Source organism: Pallidibacillus thermolactis, assembly GCF_025660415.1.
GTDB lineage: Bacteria > Bacillota > Bacilli > Bacillales > Caldibacillaceae > Pallidibacillus > Pallidibacillus thermolactis.
Map to the genome: position 1 here is coordinate 1 of NZ_JAOUSE010000052.1, position 21,047 is coordinate 21,047.

The following is a 21,047-nucleotide window of genomic DNA, read 5'->3' on the forward strand; positions in this document are numbered from 1 at the left end:
CTGGACATGGAAAAGACCATGTCCAGCCTAAATAAGATAAGAATCTTAGAAAATGATGAGCAAAAAAAGACAAATCCCAACTCAAATGAAGCATTTGAGTTGGGGTTTGTCGACAGTCTGAGAGGCTGACTCTATCAGCCTCTATATTTTTACTTAAAAAATGAGGATTTAATAGATTTCTTCCATTCATCTTCTTTTCTCTTTTCAGAAAATTCCCCTTTATTACAGAAGCGATACAATCTTATTGATTGAAATATTCCATTAATATTTTTTAATTCTGTTGTAATTCCTTTGTAAGAAAAACTTGTTATGATACATCTAGTCATCAAGGAGGATACATCATGAATAAACCAATTTATACAATTGTAGCAAGTTTTTTATCCGCCAGTTTATTGATTCATCCTATTTCAGATGATCAAAAGAGGGAAACAAACGATACCAATATCAATAATATAGATACGATAAAGAACTTCCAGACGAATGAAACAAGGAAAACCCGCGTTGATGAAAAACAGATAGATGTTGAACAACTTAACAATATAAAAAAAGAAGAAACAACTCTTACAGTAACAGCAACAGCATATACCATTGAAAGTGCCGGCGGATCAGGCATTACAAAAACGGGGATTAATTTAAATGAAAATCCAAATGCGAAAGTGATCGCCGTAGATCCGAATGTGATCCCACTTCATTCAAAAGTTTATGTAGAAGGTTATGGTTACGCTATTGCTGGTGATACTGGAGGAGCAATCAAAGGAAATAAAATAGATTTATATGTTCCGAGTGAAAAAGAAGCCTTTGATTGGGGCGTTCGAACGGTAAAGGTAACTATTTTGAATTCTTAGAGGTCTATCCTATTTGGCTAGACCTTTTTCATATTAAAATGAATTAACGACAACCCTTTCCATTTCATACCATTTGGCCATTTCATCACCCGGGATAGATGGACTGTAATAAAACCCTTGAATCTCGTCACAATCTAATTCTTTTAGGATCATAAGTTGCTCCTTGTTTTCTACCCCTTCAGCTGCTACTTTTTTTCCTATACGTTTACATATTTCAATAAATGATTTCACAATATAACGACTATCGTAACTGCGATCAATATCACGAATATAAGAGCGATCGATTTTAATCGTATCAAATGGATACTCAGTCAACCTGGAAAACGATGCATCACCAATACCTAGGTGATCCAACGTAATCTTAAATCCTAAATCTTTTAACTGAGAAAATTGTTGATGAACTAAATCTGGTCTTTGCAGTATTGCTTCTTCCGTGATTTCAATTTCAAAAAATTCTGTTGAAAGTTCGTGTTTATTAAAGATAGCTGTAATCTTGTTTACTAATTTTGAATTTAAAAAACTTTTCGGTGACAAATTAAATGATATGTTCGAAACAGGAACTTTATCTTTGTGCCATTGTTTCACTTGTTCACAAACGCTGTCTACGACATACTCCATAATTTTATGGTCTAAGTTGTGTTCGCATGCAAAAGGAATAAATTTTGCTGGGGGGACATTACCGAATATCGGATGTTTCCAACGAATGAGTGCCTCAGACCCAGCTACTTTTCCTTCAACAATATTAATTTTTGGTTGGTATTCCATATATAATTCTTTTTTTGTAATCGATTTTTCTAATTCACTTTTTATCACGCTTGGGTCTATAGTGATGTTCATACTGACACCTCTAATATATCTTGTATTTTTACACACATTTTTGCATTAAAATAATTATATAGAAATAGTCCGGAATTCACAACAATATTGGATAAAATTGGTAGAAAATAGTAAAAAAGAACTAAACAAAAAAATATCCTATTCGATGGCAGACATAACATGTTTCAAATCAATTTGCCATTGTTCATAAGGGCTACCACGTTGTAATAGTAAATCAATCGTCTTACGCACTTTTTGATGCTGTTCATTCAAATACTCTACTTTTGCATGCATGATTTTTACAAATAGTCCATCGTCGTTTGAAATATCCTCTGTACTTACGAAATTGAAATAAGAAACGTTCTTTACCATTTCCTCAAAACACCCTTTACATTCATGACCAGTACTTACTAAATGAAACAATGTTTCATCCTTTTGATTCACCCCAACAGCAAAGGCTTGTAAAACTTCATTTATACTTGCTTTTTGTAAATAGTCTTCCAATTTTCCACTCGCTTTCAAAATCATGAGTTGATGGGCTGGATCTACTCTGTTTGATCGGTGAGTTGTACTACCGAAAAAATGTACACAAAAATGACCCCGGAAGTTATTTTTCAAGGCACCTGCACCATGTGGCATTCCACTCATTGACGCGGCAATCATTTTATCCCCCGCTAATACAATGATTGCTTTCCTATTCCAACTCCATTTTCCATTATATATTTTCTTCATTATCATTGTATCTTCACTTGTTAAAGGTTGAACGTCAGCATGCCGGCTTCCTGCACGTCGTTGTACATGAAATAATAACCCCGTTTCCACATCAATAATCGCAAATTTGGATTTATTTGGCAAGATTTCATCTACTTCTTCCCATGGCAGCAATTCAATTCGAAAACTTAGAGGTGTATTTACATCTTCCCAAACGTCTTTAGCGAAAACGGATATTCCATACCCAAAAATGAAGGTGATAATGAGAGAACATTGTATTATTTTCTTCATGACCTACAAAACTTCCTTTTCATTTTTCATTTATTTTTTACTGGCAAAAACAAAATTATAATTTTATAAAAAAATAAAAGTACGCCTTATATTAAGACGTACTTCATAGTCATAGATATTTTTTTATAATTCTCCAAGCAATATAAAGACCGCCACCAATAACAATGACACTTAATATAAAAAGTACAATCCCGATGACAAGTTCTACTAATAGTTTAATGATAAAAATGGCCGCTAAAACAACTAAGATAATTTTTAATATATCTTTAATATCCATTTATACACCTCATTAAATACTGATTTATTCACTATTTTAATTGTAACACTTTGAGCAATATTTCAAAATAGGTATTTATATGTTGTCAACATTTCTCCAATCGAACAGTTTAAAAATAATTATCGTTATGTTAAAATATTTCTGTAAATAATGTATTTTAAATATATTTTTTTGAGGAAAGGGAGAGTCGGTTGAAAGGTATTATCGCAAACGAAAAAAGAAAAATGTCAGATGAACAAGTCATCAAATTTTTGAAACAAGCTGAAATTGCCCATGTTGCAACGGTTGATAACAAAGGATATCCATATGTCATCCCACTCATTTATTTTTATGATGGAAAAGATAAAATATATATACATACTGGTAACCTACGAAAAAGCCATTTTGTTGAAAACATCAAAGAGAATCCAAAAGTAAGTATAGAAGTATGTGAGATGGGGGATATTCATCCAGGAAAAAAATATGCGTGTCAATCAGCTTTAGTTTATAGAAGCGTTGTTGTATTCGGTCAAATTAAGAAAATTGATGAAGATGCTAAAAAAGAATGGTTTTTTGATCGGTTACTTGAAAAATACGGTAATCCAGAATGGAATTTTGAAAAGGGATATCCTGCCCTACCGAAAATTGACTTATTTGAAATACAAATCGAAAAAATGACAGGTAAGTTGAATGAGGGTTTTCGACATTAAAAGAGGAACGGGTCATTCCGGTAAGGAAGTCCCGTTCCATTTTTTGCACTATTAATTGATCATTTTTTGTAATTCGTACAGTTCATATTCACGTACTTTTCTTGGTAAAAATTTCCGAATTTCGTCTTCGTTATATCCGACTTGTAATCGTTTTTCATCAACCATAATCGGTCTTTTTAAAATACTTGGATACTTTTGAATCAATTCATATAATTCCTTTAATGTTAATTGGTTGACATCAATTTTTAATTCTTGATATGTTTTCGAGCGTTTTGAAATAATTTCTTCTGTGCCCTCATCTGTTAGTCGCATAATATTTTTTATTTCCGCTAAACTTAGTGGTTCATTATAAATATTTCTTTCTTTAAAAGGGATATCATTTTTAATCAACCAGTCTTTTGCTTTTCGACATGACAAACAGCTTGAAGTTACATACAAGGTAACCATATAACAACCTCTCCCTTCAAGAGTAAAAAACATACTCTCGTTTTAGAATTTTTAAATTCGAGATATTTATTTTTAAAAAAATTAAAATGCATTTTGTTCAACTTTAGTTAACATATGAGCCAATTCATTCATTTCCTTCTCTTGACAGTCAGCAAATATCATGTTTAATTTTTCTTGATATTGTGGATATAATTCTTCCATCATTTTTGTACCTAATTCCGTTATCTTTGCATACATAACGCGACGATCTTCTTTGCAAGGTATTCTTTGAATATAACCATTCTTTTCAAGTTTATCAATCACATACGTAATACTACTGCTTGCAATGAATACTTTTTTTCCAACTTTTTGTATCGGTTGTTCCCCTTCTTGATATAAAAGTTCAAGCACTAAAAATTCATTATGATTGATTTGATATTGACTGATTAATTGTTTTATCACTTCTTGAATAGAATGGGTGGTACAAACCATTTTTTTATAGACAAGAATAGGATCAATCTCTTTCACTGGTTTCCCTCCATTCTATATTACTTCATTTTGTTTTTTTACAACTTTGTATATCTTAATTTCGAGATAATTTTAACTCAAATTTATCCGTTTGTCAAATACAATCATATCTTTCAAATCCAATTTTGCTTGCATTTTTCCTTTAAACCGTTCACATACCATGAAGAATGACTTGATTACATGCGATCTTTTCGTTCGATATAGTATAATGATTATTATATTAAAATTTGAACTGGCTTAAATTTCTAACCTGATAAATGTGGTAACATTATTAGAAAGGAGATGGATCACTTGAAAGAAGAAAAAATGACAGCATCGGAAAGACAAGAATTTATTATTTCGCAATTAAAAAAGGCGAAGGAACCAATATCAGGTAGTCAATTTGCCAAAATGACAAACGTTAGTCGTCAAGTCATTGTTCAAGACATTTCCATTTTAAAGGCAAAAAAAGAACCGATCGTCGCAACAAGTCAAGGATATATTTATTTTAAAGAAGATATAGATAAGGGACTGGAGACAAAGGTAATCGTCTGCAAACATACTCCCGAACAAACGAGAGAGGAATTGTATACGATTGTGGACCATGGTGTAACCGTTAAAAATGTCATTGTCGAACACCCAATCTATGGTGATATTACCGCTGATTTACGTCTAAGCAATCGAAAGGAAGTCGATCAATTTGTGAATAAAATTGAAGAAACAAACTCCCCCTACTTGTTGATTTTAAGCGGCGGTATCCATTTACATACGATTGAGTCAGATTCTGTTGAAAAATTACAGGCTGTTTGTGAAGAATTAGAAAAAAAAGGAATTTTAATAAAGTAGGATGTTGGATTCAAAGGGTCAATAAGACCCTTTTTTCCTTTACGAGTGATGGATTTGCATATTAAAAAATACGTACACTAAAAGAATAAGAAAACCAATCATTTGAATGATCATCATCGTCATAATATTAAAATGGAACAATCCTACAACCATTGCCAATACGGTTGGTATTGCCAAACAATTTAAAATAAGATTCATCGCTTCTTTAAAATTTTGTATCGAAGTCGTTCTTTTGGAGATATAAAGAAACAGTGCACATCCAGTAACAATAAGAAGTAAACTCGATAATAATATGGTAAAGGAAACAAATAGTAACGTACCAATAATATACACTTTATTTTGCATAAACCATAAATTCGAAATGACCTTTTTTACATCTTCTATAGTATCAATATGTTCAAAAGAAAATTCCTTCGGATAGTATACTTTTTCAACCGGCTTCTCCCTATCTTTTATGATGATTTCATTTTGTTGTAGAACGAATGCTTGTTCCTTTTCTAGTGCTTCTTTTAATTGTTTTTCATTCATATTTATCCCGACTACTCCTCTGTTATTTTTCTCAATAAATGTTTCTTTGCTTGTCAGTCTACCGTTCAAAACTGAAGTCGTTTGAATTTCATTTACAAATTGTTCATTTAAAAGTTCGAATGGGCCAGGATATGTTTGATCAATAGAAAAACTTGTCAGTTTATTATAGTTTAAGGACACTGGCATCATCATTAATCCATTTAAAAAGAAAAGAACAAGGATGATTTGCAACCAATTTAATATATCTTTATAGCGAATGATATTTCGTACTGACCAAACACTTAGAAAATAATTTAATGGAAAAGGTTTTGTTCGCATCGTTTCACATCATCCTTCACCTATACTCTTTATCCTTTTGTTCCCCCTGCCGTTAACCCGGATACAAAATATTTTTGTAATAAAAAGAATAGTATACTGATAGGAACGGCAATTAATATAGCACCTGCTGCAAATAAAGCGACCTTCTGTTCTAACGGATTGTTAATAAAGGTTTGCAGCCCAATAGCTACCGTATAATTTTCCGGTGATCGTAATAAAAACCGCGCTAACATATATTCCCCGAAAGGTGTCATAAATGCCCATAGTGCCTGCACTGCAATCATTGGTTTGACTAAAGGTAAAACAATTTGCCAAAAAATGCGAAAATGTCCTGCACCATCTAGCTTTGCTGACTCATCTAGATCCAAAGGAACCGTGTCAAAATACCGTTTCATCAGCCACGTATTCATGGGAATTCCCCCACCAATATACAAAAATGTTAAAAACCATCCGTGATCTAATGCACCTAAAAGCAAGGCCATAACATAAAAGGCGGTTAACGCTGCAGTCGTTGGTACCATTTGCATGACAAGAAAAAACATCAATGATTTTTGACGGCCAACAAAACGATAACGACTATACGTATAACCTGCTAAAGTAACGACGGAAACTTGGACAATCATTGCGACAATTGCAATCATCAACGTATTGAAATACCACTCACCATATAAAGTTTCTGTAAATAGCCGACGAAAATGTTCCAACGTCCAATCTGCCTGAAAATTTAAATCAAAGGCGGTTAAATTTCCTTTTTTAAAAGCAGAACTAGCTGTAATTAATAACGGGTATATAATCATCACGGACAGTAAAATTAAGTAAAAATACGTAAATATAATTCGAATGAATCGGGAAGATTTTGGACTTATGTGTTTTTTCATCGCTTAATCCTCCATTTCAAATGCCTTTGTTTTTTTAAAAACAATTAAGGAGATGCCAATCACGATTATGGAAATGACTAACGTCACCGTAGCCGCAATAGAATATTGAGGCGATGTACCTGTCGTTAATTTATATATCCATGATATTAAAATATCTGTTGACCCTGCTCCTGCCCCGACACTACCAGGGCCACCCTCATTAAATAAATAAATCATCGTAAAGTTATTGAAATTGCCCGTATATTGAGTCACAAAGATTGGCGTTGCAATAGCAAATATAGATGGTAAGGTGATCGTTTTAAATCGTTGAAAAGCATTGGCGCCATCAATTTTCGCCGCTTCATATAGATCCTCAGGGATCGATTGTAAAATTCCTGAAACTAGTACATAAATAAACGGAAACCCAAGCCAACCTTGCACAAGAATGATGGCAACCTTTGTCCAAAAAGGATCTGTTTTCCAAGAGATCGCTTCAATATCAATAAATGGCAAATGATTTAAGAAAGGAATGACTTGTGTATTAATAGCCCCTATACTATCGTTGAACATATTGGAAAAACTCATAATGGTAATAAATGCCGGCACAGCCCAAGGTAGAAGAAAGATAACCCCAAAAATCCGTTTTCCTTTAATAAATTTTTGATTTAAAACCACTGCTGTAATCATTCCAATCACTATTTGTAATGTCGTTGCTGCAATTGTCCATATCATTGTCCAGGTAAGGACAGAGATAAACGTATCACGATAGGAACTTAAAACGAATATGTTAAAAAAATTGTCAAAACCGACCCAATCCACTAGATTCGCTGGTGGGATATGATAAAAATCATAATTTGTAAACGCCGTAAAAATCGTAACAAGCACTGGAAATAAAATTGTAAATATCATTGCAACATAGGCTGGAAATGTTAATAAATAAGGAAATCCATTTTGATAAACATTCACCAATATTTGTTTAACAGAGTTGTTAATCGGTATTCCTTTTTCTGCCAATGTTGCAACACGTCTCGCATCATAAATATTAATAAAGTAAAAAATAAGAAAAATCACGATGATTAATACTTGTATCGAACCTTCGATAAGCAAAAACAATGAATGATCTTCCCCAGGTGTTATTCCTAATGTTACTAATCCGATAAGTGCACGATAACCGAATTGAATCATTTCTAGAACAAACAATAAGAACAAGGCTAGAAAGAGGGTCCCTTTAAACGGTTGTTTATTGTAAAATTGACCTGAACCAGGTAGTATGATAGAAAGAAAAGTTGCGATTTTCATGGACTTTTTATTATTTTCATCAACTTCCAATAGTAAACACCGCCTTTTTTTAAAAAATTTGACAGAGAGTCCGAGTGTTCTCTCTGCCAAATCTAGAAAGCTTATGGATCTGTCTCTAATTGGTAACCAATGTTTGTTAATATTTTTGTTCAATATTTTCTTTAATAATTTGTACAGCATCATTTGCTGACTGTTCTGCTGTTTTCTTCCCACTTGCTGCATCAAACATTAAGTTTTCCGCACCAGTCCATACTTCTGCCATTTCAGGGATATTTGGCATTGGGACAGCGGAATGATATTGCTCAATGACAGCTCTAGCTAAATCATCATCACCACTAGCCACAATTTCTCTTGTCCCTTGGTTGGCAGGAACTTCATTTAACATTTCATATAATTTTTGCTGCTGAACCTCGTTTGTTATATAATTTATCCATTCAGCTGCAAGCTCTTTGTTTTTCGAATAATTGCTTATAACCCAAGCTTTTCCACCGGCAAATGGTTGATACTCTTCTCCATTTGGTAAAGTAGGAATCTTAGATACTCCAAAATCAATTCCCGCTTCCTTGTAAGTTGCCGCAGACCACGGTCCTCCTATAATCGCTGCTGCTTTAGCAGAGGTAAATTGAGTATCGATAAAATTACTTGCGGTTGATACATCCAGCATCCCTTGTGGCCAAATCTCTTGATACCACTTTACTGCATATTCAATTCCTTCAATAGCTTCTTCCGTATTTAAACCTATATCGGTTGTATCTGTTCCGTCATTTCCGAAAACATATCCACCATAACCAGAAATTAATCCGTAAGTCATATAAAAATCTACCCAGTTTGCTAGAAATGCTGTACTTTTCCCTTTTTCTGATTCAAAAGCAAATCGGTCATCTTTTGCTAATGCTTCTAACTCTTCAAAAGTAGTCGGCGCATCATCTATTAAATTTTTATTATAGTAAAGGACAAGTGTTTCGATGACAAAAGGTGCCCCATATATTTTTCCATTAATCGTTACTTGTTGTTTATCCGTATCGTCATAGCGACCATCTTCAGGCAAACTTATTTCTGCCAAATGACCTTGTTGCCCTAAATTACCGACACGATCATATGGAGCAATCATCACATCCGGTGCAATTCCTGCAGGACCATCTAACGCCAGTGCCTCTAATGTTTCAAACATGTCCTTTTCCGTAATTTCTACCGTAACACGATGTTCCTTTTCAAAATCGGATTTGATTTCATTTAAGTAATCTATATACATTCCATCTACAGACACTTTTAATACGTTTTGATGATCTTTCCCACTGCCCTCATTCGATTTTTTATCATTTCCTCCCCCACCACACGCACTAAGAAATAGGAGACTTATTGCAATCAAAACAATAAAGATTTGTTTTAACCGATTTCTTTTCAATGATTCCCCTCCTAAGAATTCGTAAAGTTAAAAAGATGGGATGACTATTGGGATATTTCGAACCTGTACCACCCCCCTCGCTAAAATTTATCGAAATCTACTATGTTGGTATAAAGGTTGTTCTGAAATATAAACAATACATTCTATCTAAATGATCAAGGAACTTCATTACAATCATATGAACACAAGCCTAATTTCTTGCCGAAAAAATTAGTAATATAAGGGATGAGAGAATTGTTATTTTGGAACATTGACGGGGATAATGGCATTAGAACAAAAAATACAAATGCTTATTTGGTGGGTATGTCTAGGGGTAACGACAAAAAAAGAAAAGTATGAGGAACGCTCAAGAACATTTCCTCTTTTTTCTTACGCATATTGTCCGCGAGACTAGCTTCCGAAGACATTTCCTCTTCTTTTCTAGCTCCTTTTGTCCACGAGAACTCTTGTTCTTAACTTCACAATCTAATCCTCAATGTTCGATAGAACACTTTTCATAAGATTGTGTTCCACAAACAACATCTATTGTAAAAAAAATATCCATCAATTAGTATTAAAATGATAGTTAAATCGTTTAGGAGGAAATTGTATGAAGGGATATTTAGCAAACGGCTTGTTCGGACTTGGAGATCGCTTATTAAATGAACAAATTGCAAAGGAGATACGCGAACTTTTTAACAAAAATAAGGTCAAACTTGATTTATATGTACCACAAGAAAATTTAGCAATTAATGATAAGAACAGTTATGCAGATAGTATAATGATCGCTGATGGTGACGACGCTTACCTTAAAGAATCTGATTTTGTCATTGCTGTCATAGATGGCGTCGAAATTGATTCCGGAGTAGCCTGTGAAATTGGCGTTGCCACAACCTTAGGTAAAAAAGTGTTTGGTTTATTTACTGACACACGTCAACAAGGAACAGGAAATAAACGAAAAATTGAAGCTTTAATCAATGATCCAACGGAAAATCAATTCGTTTACCGTAATCTTTATGTTGTTGGAAAAATAAAAAAATCTGGTGGCATCTATTCAGATATTGAATCTTTAAAAGACGCTATTCTAACCTATGTAAAAAATAGATAAAAGCTCGTTCAATTGAATGAGCTTTTATTCGTCAAAGTTATTGAATTGCAACGGTTTCATCGTTCTGTTTCAGCCGTAATCCGATTAACAATGGCTTGTATGATTGACATTAAGATTGAAGCGATTAAAGCACTACCGAAACTTTCTACTTCAAAACCATCTACTAATTGTGCAGACCAATAAAACACAAATCCATTAATAATAAACAAAAATAATCCGAGAGTAAGTAAAGTAATAGGCAACGTTAATAAAATTAATATAGGTTTTACAATAAAATTGATAAGGGTGAAAATCAATACAAACAAAACCGCTACCCAATAACTTTCAATCGTCACTGAAGGCATGAGAGTATCAATTAGTATCAACCCTGCCCCAATTAATAAAATTCGTAATAACCAAATCATTTTTAAATCCTCCTAATCCATTCAATTATATCATATTTCGGTAAAATTCCTATTATACCTGCAAGTTTATTCAAACATTCATAAAAAACAGGTTGTGGATTCGTTTACAAGGATTGACCCCTTTAGAGGAATATTTTTTCTTAAAAAAGTATAGTTTGTCATCGGGTAACCATAAAGTAAAAAAACGCAAAGGTTTCTCACCTTTGCGTTAATCTGCTAATCTATCCAATTAATAAACACGATCCCCATTAAAAATAGAGTTTTTAACAATAACATAGTCGACATTACGTAAAGCACTTAATTTGTTGCCGCCGGCATAGGAAATAGAAGACTGTAAATCTTCTTCCATTTCAGTTAACGTATTTTGTAATGGACCTTTATATTCAACCCACATTTTTTTACCTTCCACATTTCTTCGTTCACCTTTTTGGAATTCAGAAGCAGATCCAAAATATTCTTTATATAATTTACCGTCTTTTTCAATGGTTTCGCCAGGGGACTCTTCATGACCAGCAAATAAAGAACCGATCATAACCATGGAAGCACCGAAACGAATGGATTTTGCAATATCACCGTGAGTACGAATTCCACCGTCCGCAATAACAGGTTTGGTTGCGGCTTTCGCACACCAGCGAAGTGCTGCTAATTGCCAGCCTCCCGTACCGAATCCTGTTTTTATTTTTGTAATACATACTTTACCTGGGCCGATACCAACTTTTGTTGCATCAGCACCGGCCTGTTCTAAATCACGTACAGCTTGTGGTGTACCAACATTACCGGCAATAACAAAACTATTTGGAAGGTATTTTTTAATATGTTTGATCATACTGATGACAGTATCCGCATGTCCGTGAGCAATATCAATAGTAATGTATTCTGGAGTTAATCCTGCATCCGCTAATTCTATTATAAAATCAAACTCTTCTTCTTTTACGCCCACTGAAATCGAAGCATATAACCCACGCTCTTGCATCTCTTTCACAAAATCTAAACGGGTTTCAGGTTTAAAACGGTGCATAATATAGAAATAATCATTTTCAGCTAGATAGATGGCAATTTTTTCATCTATTATGGTTTGCATATTGGATGGGACTACTGGTAACCGGAATTTACGTCCACCAAATTCGATTGATGTATCACACTCTTTACGACTTTTCACGATACATTTTTCTGGAATTAATTGAATATCTTCATAATCAAATACATTTTCCATGATACCCACCTCAAAAACGAATGATTTTTTAAAAAACATCAATAAATGTTCGACCTTTGATAATATACCCTATTTTGCAGTCGCTGTCAAAAGTTTTAATTATTAGTTTTTTCGTACAAGATCCCGGATTCTTTTCTTACTCAAAAAAAGACGTATGTCAGCAATGATGACATACGTCTTTTGTACTATTTATCACATAGGTCCCCAGTTGATCCAAACAGCCATCGCCATAAAAATCATGCCGATTGCAAACCAAATGAGTACAAGGGGTACCGCAAATTTAAACCATTTTGTAAGTGGAATGCCGGAAATCGCCAAGATCGCCATTAATGTTCCAGATAGAGGATTAATCACATTGGTAAAACCGTCTCCCATTGTATAAGCTTGCACGGCAACTTGTCTTGGAATGTTCATTAAATCTGCTAATGGAGTCATAATTGGCATCATGATAGACGCATGGGCTGTGCCTGAAGAAACGACAAAATTAAAAAGTCCATGGACAATAAACATGGCAATTGCCCCAGTTACATTGGAAAACGATTGAATTGTCGCATAAATACCTTGAACAATCGTATCAATAATCATCCCGTTTTCCATTACAATGACAATTCCTCGAGCTAAACCAATAATAGCGGCTCCGTAAAAAATGTTTTTACATCCATCTATAAAAGTTTGAACAAAGGCATTTGCACCCATTTTATCAAAAATAGCGGTTAATAATGCAATAAGAATAAACATCGCTGCTAGTTCATTAGTCGACCAATCCCACCTAAGTGCACCATAAATATAAATACCGATTCCGAATATTAACGGGGTAAGTACGAACAGATGTCGCAAGTTGAATTCTAATGTTATACTTTTCTGCATTTGAACGTCTAATTTCGGGAACCGATTCTCTGCTAATATACTTTTCTTTGGATCTTTTTTTATACGATTTGCATACCAAATAATATAAAGTAGTGTAACGATTACAATCATCATAAAAATAACAAAACGATATGCTAAACCAGAATAAATAGGGAGCTCAGCTATTTGTTGTGCAAGTCCAGTCCGAATTGGGTCCATAAATCCAATGGCAAATCCGGAGTACGCCCCTAAATACATGACAGCAACACCGACAAGGGCATCCAAATTCATCGCCTTCGCTAAACTTATCCCAATCGGAATAAACGCAATAACTGAAATGGAAATAATACCCATTCCACCTAATATAGATAGCATGCTAATTATTGCTGCAAATAATAACCATTCGCGATTTTTTGTTTTTTGAATTGTTTTTAAGATTAATGCATCAATAGCACCAGTCTTCTCAATGACAGTAAAGGTACCTCCAATAATTAAAACGAGGAAAATCATATCTGAGGCACGAATGAATCCTTCTTGAATCGCTAAAAAAATGTCAAAAAAGTCGGTTGGTTGCCGTTCTACGAATTTGTAACTGTCTGGAACGATTGTTGTTATTCCAAGTTCATTTGTTTGTCTTTCAAAGGATCCTGCAGGAATGATATAAGTTAAAATTGCCACCAAAACAAGTACACAAAATAAAATAACATAAGCGTCTGGTCGAAAGTTTTTATTATTCTTATTATCTCGAAACATAGATCTGATGTCCTTTTTTCTTTCATTATTTCTCAAAACGAATAAATTATAGGGAAAACTTATCGCATTCGCAACCATTATGACTTATATGAGCACCAATATAATGATAATTGTAAAGAAAACCGAACTCAAAATTTCAGTTATTCCAATCGTCTTGATCGAAACTTTTTTACCGTATAAAATAATTGCTCTTATGGTACTAAATAAATAACTAAGAGCAAAACCAAATTGACCAATGATGATGAAAACAGCTTGCAATCCGATATGATATGCCCATGATACATATTTATACTTTACATTTTTCTTTTCCCGAATCATTGTTTTAACATAAAAAATTGTACCAAGAAAATATAAGAAAATAAGTAGAAAAATAAGGACGGCTTTTTCATCGATTATACCTGTCCCATAAAAATAGCTTGCAAGTCCACCAATTCCAAAAATAAAGACTGCAATTATATCATTCAATAAGGCTCGATCTTGTTTTTGCTTAGAAAAATACATGTTGATGTAGAAAAACGGAATCATAGCAAGTCCAAAATAAATGAGACACGGTTCGTCTAACAATGGATAAAGTAAAAATAGTAATGCTGAAAGGAAAAAGAAAACAAACGATTTTATAAATTCTTTCTGTTTCTTTGTTTTCTTTAGCGACATTAAGAACGGATACGTCGACAAATAGAGAAATAACCATGCTAAAAATAAAGGAATATGTCCAATTTTCGGATTTCCAAGTAGAACATTTAATAAAAACGGAATTATAAGCATCGCCCAAGCACCATGTTGTTTCGGTATCACTGGCTTCATGTCCTCCACCTCATTCCATTAAAAACTACACAAAATTATAATTGGTTTAACCATTTTTAACTGTGAATTTTTTTACATCTTTACCGTTTTTCAACTTTGCAATTGTATACGATACAAAATCCCGCTTGAAATTTACAAGCGGGATTAATTTTATTCTGATTTCGTATAATTGTATACAAGCTCATCCTGTTCTTCATTGTAATCGACAAAAAGATCATGACCATCAAAGAACCATAAATCACGTTCTTCTACATAAAATTGAATGCCTTCTTTTTCAGTATAAACAGCCATATCTAAAGGTGAATTATCTTTCGTAAAGCCTAATGCATAACCAGGTTGAACTGGACTCGTACCATATATTTGACTAAAAAATTTCACTTTGTCTCCTTTTTCCAACCCCATCTCATCTTTAAACCATTTAATCGCTGAATCACTTACTTCGATTTTCATATGCTCACTCCTCTGGACGAATCTAAACATTATTATAGATATAATTTCCTTTAATTACTATTGATTATACTTAGTGATGTTCTACTCTTTATATTAAAACATATTTTGGAACACTTATGTGATAAAATTCACTTATCATTTAAAAAAACAAACGCATTATATTTGACTTTTCTTTTTATTAAGAAAATAATGAATTTAGTTTAATAAGAACAAGTGAGGAAAGTTTCTATTAAAATAAAAAAATATGTGCATCATTCTGATTCAAGCACCGACCTGTATGCAAGAGCATCATTTCCAGGGCTATATTTCTAGTAATCGAAACGCCCTTACCATTTCATATAAGGAAAATACTATGACATAGTATATACATGCTCCATCACTCCAATCTGGTCGAGACTTTGTTGTTATAATCTGAAAGATATTTATCAAGCGAACACCATTACAAAAACTCAAAATAACCTTGCTTGGATCTTTTTTAAACTTGAATACCAAGCGTTTCTCTCATGAGACTAATCCGTTTGTCGTCGTAACCTGTATTATAGAGGTGATTTAATGAAAGATGTGATTGCCAATCAGTTTATCCGTTTTGGAGAACAATGTAAAAATTATTCACCAATGTATGAATTTTTTTCTTATAAAATAGCTAAAGATGATTTATTGTTAGATTTATGTACCTATGTCAAAGAGGGGCAGCCTATACCGAATCTCCTATTTGCAGCCGTACAATTTCTCCTATATAAAGGTTATGATCATCCATTGAAAACGTTTTATCCTAGTATCGTGGACGAACCTAAAGAACACAAACATGCCTTTCCATACTTCCGTGACTTTTGCCAAAAATTTAAACAAGAGATTATTCACCTTTTACAAACGAAAAATGTTCAAACTAATGAAGTTAGACGATGTACATTTCTATATCCTTGTTTTTCGAAAATATATAAAATGACAAGGAAGCCGCTTGCTCTTATTGAAATTGGCACAAGTGCAGGATTACAGCTTCTTTTTGATCAATACAGTTATTCCTATTCGACTGAAAAGCGATATGGAAATGTAAAAAGTAATGTTCATCTTAGTACAAAAATAAGAGGTAAATCAAAACCAGTATTATCCGAAAATAGTCCTCCTGTTCAACTTCGGATCGGGATTGACTTAAATATTGTTGATTTATCAAAGGATGAGGATCGTCTTTGGTTGTTAGCGTTAATTTGGCCGGAACATGAAGATCGAAGAAAGAAGTTTATCGAAGCTTCGAATTATTTTTTAAAGCATAAAAGTATGATTGAGTTTATTGAAGGTGATGGTGTACAACTTCTCCCTTCAATTATGAAAAACATTCCAACCAATTCGACTCTTTGCATCTTTCATACCTTTGTTGCCAATCAAATGTCAAAGGAAGTCCGCCAAACTTTATTAGAGACGATAAAAAAATAGGTCAACAAAGGGATGTTTTTCACCTTTATAATCATATTACAGATTCACTTCTACATTTAGATTACTATATTAATGGAAGAGAATACACGATTACCATTGCCGATATCGATGATCATGGCCAAGCGTTTACTTTGTTATGTAATTAGATTTTGTTGACTTTATAATTTTCAGAATATAAAATATATTATAACTAATTTTAATCACCACCCATTAAATGATAGAGGAAAAGGAGTGACTAAAATGATAACGCCATTAACACCTTTAGATTGGAAACGGCGAGCAGTCAAATATTATCCAAATAAAATTGCCGTGATAGATGAGGAAAAGGAGTTTACATACAAACAATTTGCAGAGAGAACAGACTTACTGTCGAAGGCTCTGTATCAAGCTGGTATACGCCAAGGGGACCATGTTGCCGTTATGCTTCCCAATACCCATTATATGTTAGAATGTTTTTACGGAATCGCTCAAATTGGTGCGGTCATGGTCCCCCTTAACTATCGAATCTCTGCCGATGATATGGCATATATTATCAATCATAGTGATGCAAAGATACTCATTGTCGATGAAGAGTTCACCCCTCCTATTGAGAAAATTGTCGATCGCTTAAATGTAGAACAAATCATCGTTGTTGCTGTCGATGGATTTGAAACAAATTTAAAAGCTATTTATTATGAAGATTTTATTAACCATGCTTCACATGTTGAACTTCCTCAAATACAAATTGAAGAAAATGACTTATTGACGATTAACTATACTAGTGGTACAACTTCAAGACCAAAGGGTGTCATGTTAACACACAGGAATAATTATCTCAATGCAGCTGACTTTTTATACCATTTACATGTTCACCATGATGATGTTTATTTACATACTTTACCTATGTTTCATGCTAACGGATGGGGTGGCGTTTGGGCGATTACGGCTGCTGGCGCAACCCATGTTTGCTTAAGAAAAGTAGACCCACCGGTCATTCTTGACTTATTTGAGAAAAAAAACATCACATTGTTATGTGCTGCTCCAATCGTTATTAATATGATTATGAACCACCCAAAGGTAAAAGAAACGAACGTCACAACGAAACCACGGATGGCAACAGCTGGAGCTCCACCTGCTGCTGCAATCATCAAAAAAGCACAACAATTGTTAAATTTAGAGATCATTCATGTTTACGGGCTTACTGAAACAACACCGTTTATTCTTTACTGTGAATGGAAAGAAGAATACCAAGGTTTATCTGAAGATGAACAGGCAAACTTGAAAGCACGACAAGGAATCGAAATGGCTTTTAATGGTGAAACAAAAGTTGTTCGTCCGAATGGTGAAGAAGTTGAATGGAACGGTAAAGAACTTGGTGAAATCGTTACCCGTGGCAATGTAGTGATGAAAGGTTATTATAAAGATCCTGAAAAAACGAAGGAAGCAATCGTTGATGGCTGGTTCCATACTGGTGACCTTGCCGTTGTCCATCCTGATGGATACATTGAAATTCGCGATCGTTCCAAGGACATTATCATTTCCGGTGGAGAAAATATATCTTCCACAGAAGTAGAAGGGGTACTATATAAACATCCTGCTATTTTAGAATGTGCTGTCATTGCTGTACCGGATGAAAAATGGGGTGAAGTACCAAAAGCCATTGTTGTTTTACATGAAAGCGCAGAAGTTACTGAAAAAGAAATCATTGACTATTGTCGAGATAATATGGCTCATTTTAAAGCACCAAAATCCGTTGAATTCGTTGAAGCTTTACCAAAAACAGCGACAGGAAAGATCCAAAAATTTCGTTTGCGTGAAAAATATTGGCAAGGCGTAAAACGAGTGAATTAATATGCACGAGAATATAAGGCAAGAGGTAGAGCGAAACTCCCCCTTGCCTTAATTAATTTTTCAATCTACTATTACTTTTTAAACTCCGCAAACAAATTTTTCACAGCTTCTACAACAACTTTCGTCCCGCCCAATTCCTGGGTTCCTTCCATCATCATCGCGATTAATAGATCTTGTTCATTCGTATTATAAGCGACAAAAAAACTGTTTTCCATTCCTTGTTCGCCTTGACTGGCTTTCGCGATTTCCGCTGTTCCAGTCTTACCTGAAAGAGGCAAGTCGCTCATATTAGCTGGCTTTCCTGTACCTTGTGTAATGACTTTTCGTAAGTAATCTGCGATTAGATCGGCATGATTAGGTGATACAACACTTTCTTTCCAAATTTGCGATTGATCTTCTTCTGCTAATAGAACAGGCTTAATGAGATTTCCTTTATTAAGGATAGCACCGTAACTAAGTGCTAAATGTACAATATTTGTTTGTACTTCACCTTGACCATAGGCGGTATCAGCTAATAAAATCTCCTCACTTAAACCACCTTCATTGGAAATTTGCGAAGGTTGTAATGCATATGAATATGGAATTTTCTCACCAAAACCAAACTTTTTCAGACCAGCAATATAATCCTTTTCACCTATCTCTAACGCCGTCTGTGCAAAATATATATTATCTGATAACACCATGGCATCTTCTAAATTCACAGGACGTCCCGGATCCGATACGCGTGTGACATAGTAACCTCCCCATGTGTCATCTTTTTGCCATTGTTTGCCCGTTATATTCCTTTCTTTATCTGGTTTAATTTTACCGGTTTCTAATCCGATAACTGCCGTGTAAAGTTTCATAACCGAACCAGGTGTATGAGGTAAGACAAAGCGATTCACAGTTGGTTTTAACGGATTATTTTCTAATTCTTCCTTTTCACTAGCGGACATGAACATATATGTATTCGGATCAAAGGAAGGACTGCTAACAATCGCTAAAGTCTCCCCTGTTTTTGGATGGATGGCAACTGCTGTTCCTGCATTACCGTTAAATTTTTTCAACATTTCTTGCTGGAAGTTACTATCTATAGTTAACTGTACCGTTTCGCCATTTTTTACTGGTTTTTCAGCAACAGTAATTCTTGTTTGATCAGGATTTTCTAAATAAATTTTCACACCATCTTCAGCACGTAAGCGATCTTCTAAAATTTGCTCAAGACCACGTTTACCAATATAATCTCCTGGTGAATACCCTTCCATTTCATCTAATTCTTCAGCTGTAATTTCTCCAATATAACCGATCAAATGGGCTGCAGCTTCTCCAATTGGATAAACCCGACCACTAACTTTTCGTGTTTGTACGCCTTGAATTTGTTCAATTTTTTCTATTAATCCTACTTGAGTATTTGGAACAGATTTAATTGGAACATAATAATGAGGTTGGACCCAGCTTGCATTTAATTTTTGCTCAATTTCATCAACTGTCAAATTCAAATAACCAGCAAGTTTTGATTTCACTTCATTTTCCTGACCCTCAATTCGTTCTGGAATAAGTCCAACTTCAATGACTTCCCCATTTATTGCCAGACCATTACCATTACGATCAAGAATTTCTCCCCGGGAACCCGGAACCGTTTCAATGCCTACCTTTTGATCCGGTTGCATCCCTTCAAATATAAATCCGTGATTCCACTCGATTAACCAATGTTCTTTTTCCTCTTCGTCATCAGTTACTTTGATCATATTTGCTTCATGATCAAATTCAATAGGACCTGCCATTGAATTCATTGATACGGTGAAAGGAATGGTTACCTCTGTCGTCTCTTCTGAAATTTCTTCTGAAGGAGCTTTAAATGAAACTTTTAAATCTGTAATCTCTAAATCATGGTAAATTTTTCCTAATCTTTCAACAAATTCTTCCTTCGAATATAACTCATTCGATTGTTCAGTATGCATATCATAAAGTTTGTCATATTCACCTTTTTGCCAATGTTTAACATAAGTATCAAATACATCTTGCGGTTTTACGATATCATCTTTTTTACTACAAGCTGATAATAATAAAAATAAAAAAAGAATACTAAAGAATAAGAATCGTTTCTTCATAATTTCCCCTCCTATTCCATCCCTAATTTTCAGTTATGCTTTCACTTGCAATGATTGTAACAAAAGATTAAAACTTTTAATCTACCCATATTGTAATTCATCCATCAAAAAACTTCACGATGTTTTATAGAAAAATATGTAATTTTTATAAAAAAATGTAATCATTTTTTAACAAAAAAACTTCCTATTCTTGAATAGGAAGTTTCAGCTTGTAGACAAAGTCCCTAACTAGTGGCCAAATCTACAGGCTTTTTTTGTATAATAGGGATAGAATTCTTGGTTAACGGGGGAAATTTAGGATGTTATCGAAGCGTACAGACAATA

The 21,047-nt window shown here is 34.0% G+C and carries 20 protein-coding genes and 2 pseudogenes; 6 read left to right on the forward strand and 16 right to left on the reverse strand.

From position 1 onward, the window contains the following. Positions 1–190, reverse strand: a 190-nt coding sequence (locus OEV82_RS13200; RefSeq protein WP_263062157.1) for a hypothetical protein, incomplete at its 3' end; no start/stop codon positions are given. Positions 191–557: 367 nt separating this feature from the next. On the opposite strand from OEV82_RS13200, the pseudogene OEV82_RS13205 reads away from it, so the two are divergent. Then, positions 558–845: pseudogene (locus OEV82_RS13205) on the forward strand (3D domain-containing protein); the annotation flags it as partial. A gap of 33 nt (positions 846–878) precedes the next feature. Here OEV82_RS13205 and OEV82_RS13210 read toward each other — a convergent pair. The 3 genes from OEV82_RS13210 to OEV82_RS13220 all read right to left on the reverse strand — a co-directional run bounded on the left by OEV82_RS13210 (position 879) and on the right by OEV82_RS13220 (position 2,940). Beyond that, the gene (locus tag OEV82_RS13210) at positions 879–1,682 is read right to left on the reverse strand and encodes an EAL domain-containing protein (RefSeq protein ID WP_173661889.1); all 804 of its coding nucleotides are present in this window, start codon (positions 1,680–1,682) and stop codon (positions 879–881) included. A 138-nt stretch (positions 1,683–1,820) separates the two neighbouring features. Then, entirely contained in the window at positions 1,821–2,663 is an 843-nt protein-coding gene (locus tag OEV82_RS13215) for a hypothetical protein (protein WP_173661887.1), read from the reverse strand. 109 nt (positions 2,664–2,772) lie between these two features. After that, the gene (locus tag OEV82_RS13220; protein ID WP_173661885.1) at positions 2,773–2,940 is read right to left on the reverse strand and encodes a hypothetical protein; all 168 of its coding nucleotides are present in this window, start codon (positions 2,938–2,940) and stop codon (positions 2,773–2,775) included. A gap of 191 nt (positions 2,941–3,131) precedes the next feature. On the opposite strand from OEV82_RS13220, the gene OEV82_RS13225 reads away from it, so the two are divergent. Further along, positions 3,132–3,629, forward strand: a complete 498-nt coding sequence (locus OEV82_RS13225) for a pyridoxamine 5'-phosphate oxidase family protein (RefSeq protein ID WP_263062158.1) — start codon at positions 3,132–3,134, stop codon at positions 3,627–3,629. 51 nt (positions 3,630–3,680) lie between these two features. Here the strand turns inward: OEV82_RS13225 and spxA are convergent, their stop codons facing one another. Both spxA and OEV82_RS13235 read right to left on the reverse strand, forming a co-directional pair. Continuing rightward, positions 3,681–4,076 (reverse strand): transcriptional regulator SpxA, encoded by a 396-nt coding sequence (gene spxA, locus OEV82_RS13230; protein WP_173661880.1) that lies wholly within the window; start codon positions 4,074–4,076, stop codon positions 3,681–3,683. 81 nt (positions 4,077–4,157) lie between these two features. Next, positions 4,158–4,583 carry a MarR family winged helix-turn-helix transcriptional regulator gene (locus OEV82_RS13235; RefSeq protein WP_263062159.1) on the reverse strand — a complete coding sequence of 142 codons (426 nt, stop codon included), beginning with the start codon at positions 4,581–4,583 and terminating at the stop codon, positions 4,158–4,160. Between the two features lie 282 nt (positions 4,584–4,865). Here OEV82_RS13235 and OEV82_RS13240 point away from each other — a divergent pair, with 282 nt between their 5' ends. Next, positions 4,866–5,408: a transcription repressor NadR gene (locus OEV82_RS13240; RefSeq protein ID WP_173661878.1), complete on the forward strand. Its 543-nt coding sequence runs from the start codon at positions 4,866–4,868 to the stop codon at positions 5,406–5,408. A 39-nt stretch (positions 5,409–5,447) separates the two neighbouring features. On the opposite strand, the gene OEV82_RS13245 is transcribed toward OEV82_RS13240, so the two are convergent. The 4 genes from OEV82_RS13245 to OEV82_RS13260 all read right to left on the reverse strand — a co-directional run bounded on the left by OEV82_RS13245 (position 5,448) and on the right by OEV82_RS13260 (position 9,815). After that, a complete protein-coding gene (locus OEV82_RS13245) occupies positions 5,448–6,254 on the reverse strand; it encodes a DUF1189 family protein (protein WP_263062160.1) in 807 nt (268 codons plus the stop codon). Between the two features lie 29 nt (positions 6,255–6,283). After that, positions 6,284–7,132: a sugar ABC transporter permease gene (locus OEV82_RS13250; RefSeq protein WP_173661874.1), complete on the reverse strand. Its 849-nt coding sequence runs from the start codon at positions 7,130–7,132 to the stop codon at positions 6,284–6,286. A gap of 3 nt (positions 7,133–7,135) precedes the next feature. Next, positions 7,136–8,410, reverse strand: a complete 1,275-nt coding sequence (locus OEV82_RS13255) for a carbohydrate ABC transporter permease (RefSeq protein ID WP_263062164.1) — start codon at positions 8,408–8,410, stop codon at positions 7,136–7,138. 136 nt (positions 8,411–8,546) lie between these two features. Next, positions 8,547–9,815, reverse strand: a complete 1,269-nt coding sequence (locus OEV82_RS13260) for an extracellular solute-binding protein (RefSeq protein ID WP_173661872.1) — start codon at positions 9,813–9,815, stop codon at positions 8,547–8,549. 589 nt (positions 9,816–10,404) lie between these two features. Between OEV82_RS13260 and OEV82_RS13265 the strand changes: the two genes are divergently transcribed. Further along, positions 10,405–10,902, forward strand: a complete 498-nt coding sequence (locus OEV82_RS13265) for a nucleoside 2-deoxyribosyltransferase (protein ID WP_173661870.1) — start codon at positions 10,405–10,407, stop codon at positions 10,900–10,902. Between the two features lie 56 nt (positions 10,903–10,958). On the opposite strand, the gene OEV82_RS13270 is transcribed toward OEV82_RS13265, so the two are convergent. The 5 genes from OEV82_RS13270 to OEV82_RS13290 all read right to left on the reverse strand — a co-directional run bounded on the left by OEV82_RS13270 (position 10,959) and on the right by OEV82_RS13290 (position 15,372). Further along, complete coding sequence (locus OEV82_RS13270) at positions 10,959–11,306, reverse strand: phage holin family protein (RefSeq protein WP_173661868.1); 348 nt, start codon at positions 11,304–11,306, stop codon at positions 10,959–10,961. Positions 11,307–11,535: 229 nt separating this feature from the next. Continuing rightward, positions 11,536–12,519, reverse strand: coding sequence for a GMP reductase (guaC, locus tag OEV82_RS13275; protein WP_173661866.1), 984 nt, complete (start codon positions 12,517–12,519; stop codon positions 11,536–11,538). A gap of 192 nt (positions 12,520–12,711) precedes the next feature. Continuing rightward, positions 12,712–14,118: a YfcC family protein gene (locus OEV82_RS13280; RefSeq protein ID WP_263062161.1), complete on the reverse strand. Its 1,407-nt coding sequence runs from the start codon at positions 14,116–14,118 to the stop codon at positions 12,712–12,714. A gap of 84 nt (positions 14,119–14,202) precedes the next feature. After that, a complete protein-coding gene (locus tag OEV82_RS13285; RefSeq protein ID WP_263062162.1) occupies positions 14,203–14,922 on the reverse strand; it encodes a YwiC-like family protein in 720 nt (239 codons plus the stop codon). A 150-nt stretch (positions 14,923–15,072) separates the two neighbouring features. Further along, complete coding sequence (locus tag OEV82_RS13290) at positions 15,073–15,372, reverse strand: HesB/YadR/YfhF family protein (RefSeq protein WP_173661861.1); 300 nt, start codon at positions 15,370–15,372, stop codon at positions 15,073–15,075. A 552-nt stretch (positions 15,373–15,924) separates the two neighbouring features. On the opposite strand from OEV82_RS13290, the pseudogene OEV82_RS13295 reads away from it, so the two are divergent. Beyond that, positions 15,925–16,949: pseudogene (locus OEV82_RS13295) on the forward strand (DUF2332 domain-containing protein). A 94-nt stretch (positions 16,950–17,043) separates the two neighbouring features. After that, complete coding sequence (locus OEV82_RS13300; RefSeq protein WP_173661859.1) at positions 17,044–18,633, forward strand: long-chain-fatty-acid--CoA ligase; 1,590 nt, start codon at positions 17,044–17,046, stop codon at positions 18,631–18,633. Between the two features lie 71 nt (positions 18,634–18,704). Here the strand turns inward: OEV82_RS13300 and OEV82_RS13305 are convergent, their stop codons facing one another. Further along, on the reverse strand, positions 18,705–20,723 hold the full coding sequence (locus tag OEV82_RS13305; protein ID WP_173661857.1) for a penicillin-binding transpeptidase domain-containing protein: 2,019 nt from the start codon (positions 20,721–20,723) through the stop codon (positions 18,705–18,707). Positions 20,724–21,047 lie beyond the last annotated feature (324 nt).